Source organism: Actinoplanes subglobosus (assembly GCF_042650585.1).
Lineage (GTDB): Bacteria > Actinomycetota > Actinomycetes > Mycobacteriales > Micromonosporaceae > Actinoplanes > Actinoplanes subglobosus.
The window spans coordinates 627021-641257 of record NZ_JBHSBL010000019.1 but is presented as its reverse complement, the minus strand read 5'-3'; the positions used below and the strand labels follow the sequence as shown (position 1 = coordinate 641257).

11 protein-coding genes and 1 pseudogene are annotated in these 14237 nt (G+C 72.3%); 5 read left to right on the top strand and 7 right to left on the bottom strand.

The window, feature by feature from the left end:
* Positions 1-745: 745 nt before the first annotated feature.
* The 3 genes from ACFO0C_RS28385 to ACFO0C_RS28375 all read right to left on the bottom strand — a co-directional run bounded on the left by ACFO0C_RS28385 (position 746) and on the right by ACFO0C_RS28375 (position 5630).
* Entirely contained in the window at positions 746-3526 is a 2781-nt protein-coding gene (locus ACFO0C_RS28385; protein WP_378069754.1) for an AfsR/SARP family transcriptional regulator, read from the bottom strand.
* A 117-nt stretch (positions 3527-3643) separates the two neighbouring features.
* Positions 3644-4384 carry a S16 family serine protease gene (locus tag ACFO0C_RS28380; RefSeq protein ID WP_378069753.1) on the bottom strand — a complete coding sequence of 247 codons (741 nt, stop codon included), beginning with the start codon at positions 4382-4384 and terminating at the stop codon, positions 3644-3646.
* A 31-nt stretch (positions 4385-4415) separates the two neighbouring features.
* Entirely contained in the window at positions 4416-5630 is a 1215-nt protein-coding gene (locus tag ACFO0C_RS28375) for a lycopene cyclase family protein (protein WP_378069752.1), read from the bottom strand.
* A gap of 89 nt (positions 5631-5719) precedes the next feature.
* Between ACFO0C_RS28375 and ACFO0C_RS28370 the strand changes: the two genes are divergently transcribed.
* From ACFO0C_RS28370 to ACFO0C_RS28360, 3 genes are all read left to right on the top strand, one after another.
* Positions 5720-7300 carry a tetratricopeptide repeat-containing diguanylate cyclase gene (locus tag ACFO0C_RS28370; protein ID WP_378069751.1) on the top strand — a complete coding sequence of 527 codons (1581 nt, stop codon included), beginning with the start codon at positions 5720-5722 and terminating at the stop codon, positions 7298-7300.
* Between the two features lie 68 nt (positions 7301-7368).
* Positions 7369-8262 (top strand): helix-turn-helix transcriptional regulator, encoded by an 894-nt coding sequence (locus ACFO0C_RS28365; RefSeq protein WP_378069750.1) that lies wholly within the window; start codon positions 7369-7371, stop codon positions 8260-8262.
* A complete protein-coding gene (locus ACFO0C_RS28360) occupies positions 8259-8996 on the top strand; it encodes an SDR family oxidoreductase (RefSeq protein ID WP_378069749.1) in 738 nt (245 codons plus the stop codon). The genes ACFO0C_RS28365 and ACFO0C_RS28360 overlap by 4 nt, the downstream gene beginning before the upstream one ends.
* A 103-nt stretch (positions 8997-9099) precedes the next feature.
* On the opposite strand, the gene ACFO0C_RS28355 is transcribed toward ACFO0C_RS28360, so the two are convergent.
* The gene (locus ACFO0C_RS28355; protein ID WP_378069748.1) at positions 9100-9723 is read right to left on the bottom strand and encodes a transglycosylase domain-containing protein; all 624 of its coding nucleotides are present in this window, start codon (positions 9721-9723) and stop codon (positions 9100-9102) included.
* A gap of 230 nt (positions 9724-9953) precedes the next feature.
* On the bottom strand, positions 9954-10256 hold the full coding sequence (locus ACFO0C_RS28350; protein ID WP_378069747.1) for a hypothetical protein: 303 nt from the start codon (positions 10254-10256) through the stop codon (positions 9954-9956).
* Positions 10257-10930: 674 nt separating this feature from the next.
* Between ACFO0C_RS28350 and ACFO0C_RS28345 the strand changes: the two genes are divergently transcribed.
* A complete protein-coding gene (locus ACFO0C_RS28345) occupies positions 10931-11524 on the top strand; it encodes a LuxR C-terminal-related transcriptional regulator (RefSeq protein WP_378069746.1) in 594 nt (197 codons plus the stop codon).
* A gap of 130 nt (positions 11525-11654) precedes the next feature.
* A complete protein-coding gene (locus tag ACFO0C_RS28340; protein ID WP_378069745.1) occupies positions 11655-12212 on the top strand; it encodes a hypothetical protein in 558 nt (185 codons plus the stop codon).
* Positions 12213-12533: 321 nt separating this feature from the next.
* On the opposite strand, the gene ACFO0C_RS28335 is transcribed toward ACFO0C_RS28340, so the two are convergent.
* Both ACFO0C_RS28335 and ACFO0C_RS28330 read right to left on the bottom strand, forming a co-directional pair.
* Positions 12534-13202, bottom strand: coding sequence for a DUF6069 family protein (locus tag ACFO0C_RS28335; protein WP_378069744.1), 669 nt, complete (start codon positions 13200-13202; stop codon positions 12534-12536).
* Between the two features lie 5 nt (positions 13203-13207).
* Positions 13208-14203 (bottom strand): annotated as a pseudogene (locus ACFO0C_RS28330) (RNA polymerase subunit sigma-70); the annotation flags it as partial.
* Between the last annotated feature and the right edge of the window lie 34 nt (positions 14204-14237).

Sequence of the window (14237 nt, the reverse complement as noted above, 5' to 3'; positions counted from 1 at the left end):
GAACGATCGCCGCACGCCCCGGCCGCAGAGTCTCCCCATCGATGACGCGAAAGGGGCGGGCATGAGAAGTGTGTTCCTGGGGATGGCCGGGTTCCTCGGCCGGATCGACGGTGAGACCCGGTGCGCGTTCTGGGTGCGGGAGCCGGTGGAGCACGGATTCGATCCGGATCTGCTGATCGACGTCGACCTCGGGTGCTGCCCGTCGGCCGCCGTGGCCAAGGAGATCAGCTGGGCCGACGTGCAGGTGGACGATTGTTTCACCGGGCCGGACGGGGTCATCGGCGGCACCACCCTCGGCCCGCGATGGCCCGAGCTGACGCTGGCCGGCGCGGTCTATCTGGAGCGCTCCTACCTCGCCTCGCTGCCGGACCGGGTGCGCCCGTCGTGCCCGCCGCCCGGGGTGCTCGCCCACGACTACGAGTGCGCGACGGTCGTGTACTGGCCGGACACGGTGGACCCGCGGGCCGGGAACCGGTACACCGGGCACCACGCCGAGATCGTCGACGAACGCGGCCCCCTCGCCGAGGTCGACGTGTACCCGCCGGGACGGGCCCGGCATCCCGATGCCACTCCGGTCCGGATGTGGATCGACCTGGCCTCGGCCGACCAGTGCGACGCCGGCCCCGGCGCCCTCACCACGATCGGCGTCGCCGGCGGGCCGAAGAGCGGTGCGTTGTTCCTCGTCGGCGGCCCGGTTGCCGGCCGGCCTGGGCCCGGTGATCAACCATCGGCCGATGCAAGCCGCTCACCCGTCGAACGGGGACTGAGACAGCCGGGTGCGGACGGCGTCGGCGCGGGGGTGGTCCAGGGCGGTCAGGATGGTCAGGGCCGCCTGCCAGGCGGTGCGGGCCGCGGCCTGGTCGCCGGCGGTTCGGCGGGTGTCGCCCAGGTTGATCAGGGCGTTCGCCTCGCCGTCGCGGTGACCGACCTCCCGGAAGACACCGATCGCCTCCTGGAAGTAGGCGGCCGCCCGCTGGTGCTCGCCGAGCCGGTCGTGGACGTACCCCATGGTGTCCAGGGTGTTCGCCTCGTCGTAGCGGGAACCGGTCCGGCGGCAGAGCGCCAGGGCCTCCCGGGTGTGCGCGAGCGCCCGCTGATGATCGCCGGACTCGCTGAGCCGCCAGCCGATGTTGTTCAGCGCCCGCGCCTCACCGACCGGGTGCCCGGCGACCCGGAACGCGTCGAGGGCGTGCCGGTCGTGCCGTAACGCCCGGTGGTGATCGCTCTGCTGCTCATGGACCCACGCCACGCCGAGATGGGTGTGCGCCAGCCCGGCCGGGTCACCGAGCCCGTCGAAGAGTGTCAGGGCGGTACGGAGACGGGCGTGTGCCTCGTCGTGACGGCCGAGCCGGGCCAGCGCGCGGGCGAGGATGCGCTGGGCGTACCCCTCGGCGGGCTGATCGTCCGTGCGATGGGCGGCGTCCGCGGCGATGGCGAAGACCCGGGCCTGGTCGCTCCAGCGGCCGGTGCGGTTGAGGAAGTCGGTGAGCGTCCAGGCCAGCCGCCACGCGTCGCCGTCGAGGCCGGTACGGGCGGCGTGCTCGATCAGGGTGAGCAGCACCGGATACTCGCCCGCGATCCACGACCGGGCCAGTTCGAGGTCCGGGAAGCCGCTCGTCACCACCCGGGCCGGGAGCGGGCCGAGCCGGATCGGGTCGCGCTGCGGGTCGAGACACATCGCCGCCGCGTGCGCGGTGTGCAGGTAGTGCGCGATCATCCGGTCCCGGGCGGTCGCACGGTCGGCGGCCGAACCCGGATCGAGGCGGGCGAGTTCGGCGGTGTACAGCCGGGACAGGTCGTGCAGCGCATACCGGGCGGGCACCGGTTCGCCGACCATGTTGACGTCGGCCAGCCCGGCCAGCCGCGACGCGGTCACCGGGGCGGGCCACCCGGTCAGGCTGGCCACGGCCGGGACCGCCACATCCGGACCAGGATGCAGCCCGAGCAGGCTGAAGAGCCGGGCGCCGCCGGGGTCCAGCCGCTGATAGGACCAGGACAGCGCCGCCCGTACGTCACTGTGCGGGTCCCCGGCGGTGAGCGCGTCGAGCCCGGAGCCGGTCTCGGCGAGTTCCCGGCTCAGGGCCCGCAACGCGAACGACGGGTGGGTCGCGGCCCGGGCGGCGACCACCGACAACGCCAGCGGCAGTCCCGCGCAGCGGCCGATGATCTCGTCGACGGCACCCGCCTCGGCCGCCACCCGGTCCTCACCGAGGTGCTTGACCAGCAGTTGCCGGGCCTCCGCGGCGGGCAGCCGGTCCAGCGGGAGCGGCACCGCACCCTCGGCGGCGACCAAGCCGGTGAGCTGGTTGCGACTGGTCACCAGCACCAGACAGCCGGGCGCGCCGGGCAGCAGCGGCCGCACCTGCGCCACGTCGCGGGCGTTGTCCAGCAGCACCAGCATGCGCCGGTCCGCGACGACGCTGCGGAACAGGCCGATCTGCGCGTCGGTGCTCGCCGGGATCCGGGCCGGCGGCACACCGAGCGCGTCGAGGAACCCGCGGACCGCCTCGGCGGTGGCGACGGCGATGCCGCCGGGGTCGAAGCCGCGCAGGTCGAGGTGGATCTGCCCGTCGGGGAAGCGTTCGGCCACCGCATGTGCCCAGCGCACCGCCAGGGCCGTCTTGCCGACACCCGCCGCGCCGACCACGGTCGCGATCACCGTTGTGGTGGACTCCGCCGACAGCAGACGGTCGAGGGCGGCGAGCTCGCGTGACCGGCCGGCGAACAGCCGCGCGGGTGTCGGCAGCTGCCGCGGCACGACCTGCCGTGGGGTGTGGGGCGCCGGGATGTCCGGTGCTTCGAGGCCGGAGCCGAGGATGCGGCGGTGCAGCCGTTGGACGGGCAGGCTCGGGTCGGTGCCCAGTTCGTCGGCGAGCCGGGTGCGCAGTGTCGCGTAATGATGCAGCGCCTCCGCCGACCGGCCGCTGCGGTAGAGCGCGAGCATGAGGACACCGGCGAGGCGCTCGTCCAGCGGGTGGGCGGCGGCACCGGCGGTCAGCGCGGGAAGGATCTCGCGGTGCGTGCCGCGGGTCAGCGCCAGCTCGAAATGCTCCAGCTGGGCGGCCCGGCGCTCGCCGTCGAGGGCCTGCCGGGCGGTGGCCAGCCAGGGTGTGTCCAGATCGGCGAACGCCTCGCCCTGCCACAGCCCGAGGGCCTGCCGGAACAGGCCGTCGGCGGTCTGCGGGTCGCCGGCGGCGCGGGCCTGCTCCACCAGGTGGCGGAAGCGGTGGAGATCGACGTCGTGCGGATCGACGGTGAGGACGTAGCCCCCGGACCGGCGGGTGATGTGGACGTCGCCGACCTGGGCGAGGACCTGCCGGAGCCGTGACAGGTAACCGGACAGGGTCTGCCGGGCCCGCTGCGGCGGCCGGTCCGTCCACACGCGGTCGATGAGGGCGTCGGCCGGCAGCGGCCGGTTCGCCTCCAGCAGCAACATGGCCAGCACACACCGCTGACGGGCGTGACCGATGTCCACTGGCCGGCCGCCGACGTGCATCTCGACGTCGCCCAGCACCCTGAAACGCACCGTGACGCAGCTCCAATCTCGGTGAGATCGTTCCTGCGCACTATGCCTATACCGGCACGTTCTGGCCACCGACTATCGGATCGGCGGCACCGGCTTGACTCCGGCGGGCTGACCGGGTCAGCAGGCGGCGGGAACGGCTCCGGCGGCGATGGACCGCAGCGCGAGCAGCGCGTCGTCGAGGGCGGCGACCCGGACCGTGGTCAGGCCGGACGGCGGGCTGCGTCGCGCCTCCGCGCAGTTGTCGGCCGGGACCAGGAAGAACGTGGCCCCGGCGGCCCGGGCACCGTGCAGCTTCTGCGTGATGCCGCCGATCGGGCCGACCGCGCCGTCCGGGCCGATCACGCCGGTGCCGGCGATCAGGTGACCGCCGGTGAGGTCGGCCGGTGTGAGTTTGTCGATGATGCCGAGCGTGATCATGAGCCCGGCGCTCGGGCCGCCGATCTCCTTCACGTCGACACCCACCACGACCCCGGCCGGGTTGCCGAGTTCGGCCAGCGCGGTGGTGATCGCCGTGTTCTCCGACTCCTCGAACGCCGTCTGATTCGACTCGATCACCTGCTCCTCGCTGCGGCCGTCGGTGAAGACCGCCTCGCGGGGGATCAGCGCGTTCGTGTCGTCGAGCCAGGTCCGCAGCGCGCCGGCCGCGTCGACGTCGCCGACCTCCACCGTGGTGAGCAGCAGTTTCCCGGCCGACACCGACGTCGGTGCTCCGGTCACCGTGATCACCTCGGAGCCCAGCACGTCGACGGTCGGGCCCGGCTGCTGGATCAGGTACGGCAGGGGCGCGAACCAGACTCCGGCCGCGAGCAGGACCGTGACCAGCGCACCGGCGGCTACCAGGGAACCCCGTGACTTCACCGGCGTACCCTATCGGGCGTCCCGGACACGTTCACGACCTATGGGCGTCGCCGGGCCGGCCACTACCCGGCCCACGCCCTCGCCGCCTGAGCCGGGCGGCCGCGTCACCGGCGGCGGCCCGTGTCATCGGCACCAGCGGGCTCGACGCCATCAGGGTCAGATCCTCCCGCCATGAGGTGGCACCGTCGAGGAAACGCAGCACCCGCTCCGGGGGATTACGGTCGAACAGCCGGCCGAAGAACGCGACACCGTCGGTCAGGCCACGATCCAGGGCCCGCAGCTGCACCGCGTCCATCCAGCGGTGCCGTGCCGGATAGGCCGGACCGGGCAGCGGCGGACGGCCCGCGGCGATCTCGGCCGCGATCCGCCCCGCCTGCCGGGCCATCGCGGTGAACGTGAAACCCGTCGACGGCCGCGTCGCGCCGCCGGCGGTGCCCAGGCGCACCACCCGGGGCGACGGGCGCGCCTCGAACACGCCGTCGGTCATCGGGATCACCCCGTTCTCCACCTCACGCACCCGCACCGTGGCCTCGTCGATGCCCAGCAGGCGCAGATAGCCGCGCAACGCCGTGTCGTACTCGTCGCCGGACAGCACCGCGGGGGAGAACTCGGTGTACTCGACCAGCGCGAACCGGTCACTGACCGGGAGGACATAGCCGAACGACACCCCGCGGGCCGGTTGCGGGGTCCGGAAGTCCATTAGGACCGCGCGCCGCGGATCGAACAGCGGCCCGTCGGCCTCCAGCCACCAACCCCGGAAATGCTGGAGCCAATCGGTACGGCCGGGACGCGCCGGCGGCCGCGGCCGGGAGTCGAGCACCCAGCCGGCACGAACGAGCGGCGAACCGTCCGCACTCCGCACGGTGACGTGCGAGCCGTCGTCGTCCAGTCGCGCCGCCGCCGCGGTGATCCGGGTCGCGCCGAGACGCTGCTCGGCCGCCCCGGCCAGCTCGTACAGGGGAGCGGACCGCAGCATCGCGTACCGCAGCGGGTGCAGTGGCAGGGTCCGGTGCCCGGCCGGCGTGATCACGTCGACGGCGTCCCAGCTCGCACTGAGCAGCGGGTCCAGGAACGAGCCCGGGGTACCCCAGAACGCCCAGGTGCGGTCCTGGCCCCTCTTGTGAACCGGGTCGACGATCGCCACCCGTACCCCGGAGAGGTCTTGGCGGTCGAGGGCGGCGAGCACCAGCGACGCCGCGCCGCCGCCGCCGACCAGGGCCAGATCGACGGTCGCGGGCGGGGACATCCCGTGATCATCCCATCTGCTGGCCGATGTCGGCCCCTGACCCGCGCGGGTCGTTGCACAGATCGACAAGCCGACTACCCTCGACTGTCGTGGATGGACTACCGAGCGGGACCGCGACCCGACTGGCCGAGGCCATCCGCGAGCTGGAGGCGTCCTTCGTGATCGATCCGGCGGCCGCGTTGCGGATCGCCGCCGAGGCGGAGGAGGCCGGCCGGGCCGCGGGGGATGTCGAGCTGGAGCTGCGTGGTCAGGCACTGGCCGCCGACGCGCTGCTGCGGCAGACCGAGACGACCGGGGAGGCGACCCGGATCCTGCGGACCGTGGAGTTCCGGGCGGCCGAGCACGACCTGCCGATGCTCCAGGCCCGGGTCCACCGGCTGCTGTCACGGGTGGCGGCCAACATGGGTGACTACGCCGGTCAGCTCGATCATGCGCTGCGGGGTATCGAGCTGCTCCCGGGTGCGGCCGGCCCACGGATCCGGGTGATGCACCTGATGGCCCTGGCCGAGTCACTGTTCCGGACCCGATCGATCGAGTCGTCGATCCGGCGCTACCAGGAGGCCGAGCAGGTCGCGCTGACCGCCGAGGACACCCTCTTCTGTTCGTACGTGCTGAACGATCTGGCCTATGCCCTGTTCTCCGCGGGCCGGGCCGAACAGGCCGAGCCGGTGATGAACCGGTTGCTCGCGTTGCTGGAGGGCGACGGGCGTGAGCCGATCCCGCCGATGCTCGACACGCTCGCCCGCATCCAGCTCGCCGTCGGCCGTACCCAGGAGGCCGTGCTGACCGCCAAGAAGCTGATGGCCTGCGAGTTCGACCCGGAGTACCCGGAGTCCGAGGCCGAGGCGGTCCTCACCCTGGCCGCCGCCTACCACCAGTCCGGCGCCACCGACGAGGCGCAGGCCACCCTGGACCGGGCCCGGGAGCTCGCGTCGTCGCCGGCTCTCGCCCGGGTGCGCGCCAACGTGCTGCGGGAGCAGGCCGAGCTGTGTGCCACGCTCGGTGACTTCCAGGCCGCGTTCAGCGCGTACCGGGCCTACCACGAGGCCAGTGAGGAGCTCAGCTCGCGGGAGCGGGAGGCGCAGGCCCGGATCCGGCAGGCGGCCTTCGAGACCGCCGAGGCCCGCCGCGACGCCGAGAGTTTCCGCGAGCAGTCCCTGCGCGACCCGCTGACCGGGCTGCGCAACCGGCGGTACGTCGACACCGTCCTGCCGTCGCTTCTCACCGGGGGCACCGAGGAGCGGCCGGTGATCGTCGCCATCGTCGACGCCGACCACTTCAAGCGAATCAACGACACGTGGTCGCACGACATCGGGGACCAGGTGCTGATCGCGCTCGCCGGGCTGGTCGCGCAGTCGGTGCCCGAACAGGGCGGCGAGGCCGGTGGCTTCACCGCCCGTCTCGGTGGTGAGGAGTTCCTCGTCGTCATCGCCGGACTGTCCCGGGCGGCGGCGCTGGACCGGGTCGAGGCGCTGCGGTCGGCCGTCGAACGGCACCCGTGGCAGCTGCTCACCGGGGACCTGCCGGTGACGGTGAGCATCGGCGTCGCCTACGGCCGGCACCCGGTGCGGCCGTCCGAACTGCTCGGCGAGGCCGACCGCAATCTGTACGCCGCCAAGCGCGACGGCCGCAACCGGGTGGTGGACCGGAACTCGCACGCCCGCGCCTGATCGCGGCGTCGCCGGGGTGGCGCGATCGTTCAAGACCGCGGGTGCCGCCTGGCCCTAACGTTTGCCGCGTGGGAGACGATTTCGCCAGCGGGGTGCTGGTCGCGGCGGTGCGGCGGGTGCTCGCCGACGACGGGGTGGCCGTTGGCGCGGCTGCCGTCAGCGGCGCTCATGTGCCGCTCGCGGTCAAGCGGGAGCTGCTGGGCGGGGTCGCTGCCGAGCATGGGCTGCTGGTGTTGCTGCGTGCGGGGGCGGCGGTGCTTCGGGAGCGTTCCGATCCTCTGCTGGCGGCCCTGCATGCGGCTGCCGGGCCGGCTGATCTGCTCGACCGATGGGCGCGATTGGAGCGTTTTGCGCATTCACGGCATCGGGTGGCCGTACAGGAAATGGGTGTTGATCTTGTGCGCGCCGACCATGTCGGACCGCGCGGCGAACCTCCGCAACCGGGTGAGGACGCGCTGATCCTCGGTCTTCTGACCGGTCTGATGGGAGCGGCCGGGGCTCGGGGGCTGACCGTGACCGCCGGTGGTCACACGGTGTATGCCGACGGGAACTTCCGGGAGCCACCGCCTGATCTCGCGCAGTGGTGTTTCAGCTGGTCAGGGGTGGAGTCACGACCTTTTGCCGGACCCGGAGGCGCTGACCTCGCGGCCCGGGCCCGGCACCTGCTCGCCGACGATCCGGCCCGGCGGTGGACGCTGCGTGACGTGGCCGCCGGAGTCGGAGTGCCCGCCCGCAGCCTGCAACGGCGGCTGCGGCACGAACGCGGCTTCACCGGAATGCTCGCCGGAGTCCGGGCCGAAGCCGCCGCCGAAATGCTGCGCGCCGGGCCGCTGCCACTCGGTGTCATTGGTTTCACCTGCGGTTACGCCGATCAGCCGCATTTCACCCGCGAGTTCCGCCGTCGCACCGCCATGACCCCCGGCCAGTACCGGGCCGCCTTCGCAGTGGAGAGCCGAACGTGAGAATCCAAGACCAGACCGTTCTGATCACCGGTGCCACCCGGGGGATCGGCCGGGCCCTGACCGAGCAGCTCACCGGGCTCGGCGCGAGCGTCATCGCCGTCGGCCGCGACCCGGAGCTGCTCGCCGGCCTGCACAGCGAACGGGTCACTCCCTACGCCGTCGACCTCGCCGACCCCGGTGCCGTCGACACGTTCGCCGACGAGGTCACCTGGCGGCATCCCGGACTCTCCGTCGTGATCAACAACGCGGCCGTGCAGGTCCACGCCGACCTGCTCGCCGACGACCCGCCCGTCCGGCCCGAACTGCGCCGCGAGATCGCCGTCAACCTGGACGCGGTCGTCGCGATCTGCGCCGGGTTGCTGCCGCACCTGCGGCAGCAACCTTCGGCTGCCGTCGTCAACATCACCACCGGGCTCGCGGTGGCACCGAAACGCACGGCACCGGTCTATTGCGCGACCAAAGCAGGGGTACGGACGTTCACGCGCGCCATTCGCTACCAGTGCGAACAGTCCGCCCCGCACATCCGGATCGCCGAGGCGATGATGCCGCTGGTCGACACCGACATGACCCGCGGGCGGGGCAGCGGCAAGATCAGTGCCTCGACGGCGGCTGCTGCGGTGATCGAGGGGGTACGCCGCGGATCGCCGGAAATCTACATCGGCAAGGCGCGTCTGCTGCCCACGCTCATGCGGGTGAGCCCGTCACTCGGTTACCGGATGCTCCGCAACGGCTGACCGGCCGTGGCCACCTGGGCTTTGCCGGCTTCCCGGTGCGGGATCTTGACCGATTCACCACCGTTCGGGGTGGTCAAGTACTCAAGATCGGCTGTAACGGGTGTCAGCCCGGGTAGGTGAGTGAGCTTCGCTCGGCCGGGGTCAGCCACTCGTGGTCCACCATGATGTCCAGGATCTTCACCCAGCCGGCCGGCTGGGCCGGGTGGTCGGGGTCGAGCTGGACCGCGAGCAGCGCCGCCTCGGCGAGGGTCAGCTGCGTGGCCGGCTTGCCGAAGTACGTCTGGGCGGCGGCGACCAGGCCGACCGCTCCCCGGCCGAAGTCGGCGCGGTTGAGGTAGCGGTCGAGGATCTCCTCCTTGGTGTAGGTGGACTCGGCCTTCCTCGCCATGATCCGGGTTCGTAGGTCGGACTCCTCGCCGGTGCCGGCCGCGATCACCGCGTACCGCTGGGTGATCAGCGAATCGCCCGACTCGTAGAAGCCCGGGTCGACGGCGGCGACGAAAGCCTGCGCCACCTGGGGCGACAAAGCGGACACCGACACGACCTGGTACGTGACGGTGCTCTCCGGCAGGGCCACGCTGTCGTAGTAGTACGTCGCGCCGATGATGCCGCCGGCCGCGAGCAGCAGGGCGATCGAGGCGCCGACCACCAACTGACGCCCGCGACCTCGTGACGGCGACGTGGGCGCTGGATCCTGAACGGGCGGTGCGATGTCGGCGAGAGTCACCGGGACACAGTAGGTCCACAGGGCCGCCGGTACCAAGGCCGGTCCTGTGGACGGCACTCCCGGACGGGTGTCGGTCGCCGGTGGATGGGTAGTCAACCATCGATGGGTCGGGAATCGCCGAGTGGGAGGTGGAGTGTGCGCGGGACCGCGGTGGCGGGGCGGCGCATCGCTCAGCTCCTGCTCATCATCGGCCTGGCCGTCGGTGCCTACATCGTGCTGAGCGCGTTCGATCATGCGGCGCGGGCCGACGGGGTGCTGCCGGATCCACTGAAGGACCCGGGTGTGCCGGCGACGGCCGGACGACTGGCCGACACCGCCCGGAAACCCGTCGCGGAGTTCACGAAGCCGGTGCGCAGCGCCGTTCCTCCTCGCAAGGCCGCTTCCCCGAAGCCGATCTCCGTGGCACCGAAGTCCAGGGAGCGAAACGTCTGGGTCGGGGCGAAGGCGACATCGACCCCGAAGCCGGCCGTTCCGAAGGTCGCTGCTCCGAAGGCAGCGGTGCCCAAGGTTGCCGTGACGGTGGCGGTGTCCAAGGCGGCGGCGCTGAAGGTTGCGGTCCCGGAGGTTACCGTGCGAGCGGTACCGACGATCCCGACCCAGGACGATCTTCGTGGACTGGCGACGTCCCTGCCCGAGATGCCTACCGTGCCGGCCGTCGTGCGCATCCTGTCGGCGAGGCCCTTCGCCGGCCTGCCGGAGATGGAGTCTGTCGTCCCTGAGATGCCGGCGGTCTCCCACGGGCTGACACCGCCGGTCGTGCAGAGTGCCACGGGGCCGCTGCCCGGGATCACGGTCGCCGCGGAACCGGCAGCCCTGCCTGGGAGTGTGCACTCCCGCGGCCGTTGTGCCGGCAGCGAGCAGTCCCGAGGACACCGTGCCGAGAGTGGGCACCGGGCCGGGAGCATGCTGAGCCCGGCACCGGCCACACCGCCATCGTCCCCGGTTTCGCCGCCACGGCCCGGCGGCCAGTGTGCCGACCCCGGGCATCACCGCGACTCGGGTTCCGTACCCCCGATGGTGGTGAGTTCGTCGGGGTGGCCGGATGTCGCGGCAGCCACCCTTCCTCCGCCCGCCGATGCGGGTTCTGCCGGGCGTTCCGTCCGGTACAGCGGTCCTCCCAGCTGATCACGCGGCCCGGATTTCAGTCCGGCGCCGGCCTCCGCAGTCCGGACGTCGGCGTTCCCCCGCTCCAGGCTGGGAGGCCTTCGTGATCCGCATCCTGCTCGTCGAACCCATGAATCTGCTCCGCGGCGCCCTCGCCGTCACCCTGTCCCAGGAGGAGGACCTGACCGTCGTCGCCGAACTGGGGTGTCTCGCCGAGGCGCCCGGCATGGCCCGGGCCGTGGCCCCGGACGTGGCGCTCGTCAACTTCGGGCTGCTCACCGGCGACGGCACGGACCTGTTCGCGCGGCTCGGCTGCGCCACTCTCGTGCTCGCCGGCCCGAACACCCCGCCGCGACTCCATCGCGCGCTGGACGTCCACGCCCGTGGGGTGATCGGCACCCAGGCCGCGCCCCGCGAGCTGATCCGGGCGATCCGGCGGGTGGCGGGCGGCGAACGTGTCATCGACGCCCATCTGGCCGTCGCCATGGTCGCGGCCAGACCCAGCCCGTTGTCGGCTCGGGAGGCCGACGTGCTTCGTGTCGCCGGTTCGGGGGTGCCGTCGGCCGAGGTGGCCGCCGCACTGCATCTGACCGCGGGGACTGTCCGTAACTACATGTCGGTGATCCTGCGCAAGACCGGCGCCCGCAACCGGCTGGAGGCCGTCCGGGTGGCCGAGGACGCGGGCTGGCTGGCCTGAAACGTGACTTCTGTCAGCGGTTCACCATGACCGCGCTCACCCCGGGCCGATGACAGAACTCACTGGGGCAAGCCTCGCCGGACATCGAGGCTGGTGATGACAGCAGAGACGCGGAACGTAGGGAGAAACGATGACACACCGGCAACGTATCTCGATGATCGCCGTCATGGTGCTCGCGGCTCTGGGGCTGGCCACGACCGGTGCCGGGGCGGCAGCGGCCGCCCCGCGAGCCCAGGCACCGGCACCGGCCGCGGTGATCAGCACACCGGTCACCGGCACCTTCACCGACGCGAGCGGAGGGACCGGCGCCTTCGCCGGCACGTTCACCCCCACCGGCTTCGCAGACCAGGACGGCAGCCTGGTGGCCACCGGCACCCTGACCGGTACCTTGACCGACGCGGCCGGCACCACTGTCGGCGACGTCGACCAGAGCGTCACCACGCCCGCCGCGGTCGCCCAGGCCACCTGCCGGATCCTGGACCTCACGCTCGGCCCGCTGCACCTGGACCTGCTCGGACTGGTTGTCGACCTCAACCAGGTCCACCTGGTGCTCAACGCCGTGTCGGCGCCGGGCAACCTGCTCGGCAATCTGCTCTGCGCGATCGCCGGCCTGCTCAACCCGATCCCGAACGTGGGCACCATCGCCGCGATCCTGAACCTGCTGCTGGCGCTGCTCGCCCAGCTCTGATCCCGCCATGCCCCGCGCGGTCGCACCCCTGCCCGGTGCGGCCGCGCGGAACTATCCGGTTGCCATGGGCGACTCACCGTCCGGAGGTGAGCGCCACGATGACGGCACAGGTGCGTTTGCGGAGGCCCCGCGGCTGGGATCACCCGTCGCTGGACGACGTCGGGCTCGACACGATGCTCGACGCTTTCGCATCACCTGCGGGTTCTCGCTGACGGTGGCCTCGTGCGGGTCTGTCAGGAGGGCCGTTTCCGGTTGTGCGAGCTGCGTCTGGCGGAGATCGAGCATCGCTGCCTTTCGTAGCTGCCGGCGGGGGGAGTGGGGTCAGCTGGTTCGGAGGGCCCGGGCCAGGGTGGGGATCATCACGGCTGCCGGGATCAGGTGCAGGAGCAGGAGGGTGGCGGCGGTGGTGGCGGCCGCGCCGGAGATCAGCGGCGGGACCAGCGAGACGACCGTCAGTGTCACCGCCGTCCACACGAAACGCTGTTCGGGGCGGGCAGTCCAGCGCAGCAGCGCGGCGGCGATGGCGACGCCCACGAGGCAGAAGAAGCCGGTCACCACGGCGAAGCCGGCCAGCGGGATCGTCTCGCCCCCGTCGGGGATCGTGAACTCGACACCGGCGGCCCGGGCGATCGCGGCGGCGACGGTGGTGGCCACCACAGCCGCGAGGGTGGCGAGCAGCCCGGTGACGGCGAGCCGCCGGAATCGGTGGCTGTGACGGGACGGGGTGAGTGAGGTGGTGCTGCTCATGGCGTACCTCTCAGGTCGGGGTGTGGCGATGCGGATCCGGGCGGTGCGGCGGCCGGGGTTGTGCAGGGCGCGGACGCCGGTGCCGCGCAGCCAGAACCCGGCGTCGCGCCCGAGGACCGGCCCGGGCGCACCGTCGCGGAGTTCCAGCTGGACACGGCCGCATGTGACGACGGCAAAGGCGTCGCGCCACTGCGCCGCCACCACCGTCACACGCTCGCCGCCGCGCAGGGTGAGCGTCGGCACCGGGGCTATGCCGGCAGGCTCTCGGGCAGTTCGAGCCCCGCGAACCGGTCGCTGTGGAAGGTGGTGATCTCGGCGATCTTTCCGCCGGTGATCCGCAGGACGTCGAGGGTCAGCGGCAGGTGCAGGCCACGCGACGGGTTCCAGTGGTAGAACGCGACGGCAGGCTGCCGGTTCACGGCGGCGGGCACGGCACGCAGGCCGGTCATGCCGTCGAAGCCGCACTCTCTCCAGTAGTTCACGACCGTGTCGCGGCCCAGGTACAGGCCCGGGGTGGGCGGCATCGACGACCGGACGTCGTCGCGCAGCATCGCGGCCAGCGCGGGGATGTCGGTGACCACGCACGCATCGGTGAACCGGCGTACCAGATCACGGGTCCCGGCGTCCCCGTCGCCGCCGGTCCAGTCCTGCCGCTGCGCCGGCAGATGCTCGCGCATGCCGGCCCGGGCCCGTTGCAGCGCGCTGTTGACCGAGTTGACGGAGTCTCCGAGCAGGTCGGCGACCTCCTTGGCCGGCCAGCCGAGCACGTCGCGCAGGATCAGCACGGCCCGTGGCCGCGGCGCGAGATGCTGCACCGCGACCAGGTAGGCCAGCTCGATCGTCTCCCGCGCCACGGCGAGGCTCTCCGGTTCGTCGGCGTCTCCGGCGGGCAGCTCGTCGAGCAGGCGGTCCGGGTACGGCTGCAACCACCGCACCTCGCCGCCGGCCGCCGGTTCCGGCCGGCACTTGGCCAGCAGGTCCAGGCAGGCGTTGGTGGCGATCCGGTACAGCCAGGCGCGGAACGTCGAGCGCCCCTGGAAGGTGTCGCGCCGCCGCCAGGCCCGCAGCAGCGTCTCCTGCACGGTGTCCTCGGCGTCCTCGAACGACCCGAGCATCCGGTAGCAGTGCACGTGCAGTTCGCGCCGGTGCCGCTGGGCCAGTCCTTCGAACGCCGGTTCGTCCAGCCGCGTGTCCGTAACCATCACGTCATCCTCCGCCTTCGTCGTGTCCTGACGTAGGTATGACGGGTACGGGCGCGAGAACTCATCACCCCGTCCC

Coding starts and splice junctions, on each gene's coding strand:
- ACFO0C_RS28375 (WP_378069752.1), bottom strand. CDS start 5,630: ATGTCCCCGCCCGCGACCGTCGATCTGGCCCTGGTCGGCGGCGGCGGC.
- ACFO0C_RS28340 (WP_378069745.1), top strand. CDS start 11,655: ATGACACACCGGCAACGTATCTCGATGATCGCCGTCATGGTGCTCGCG.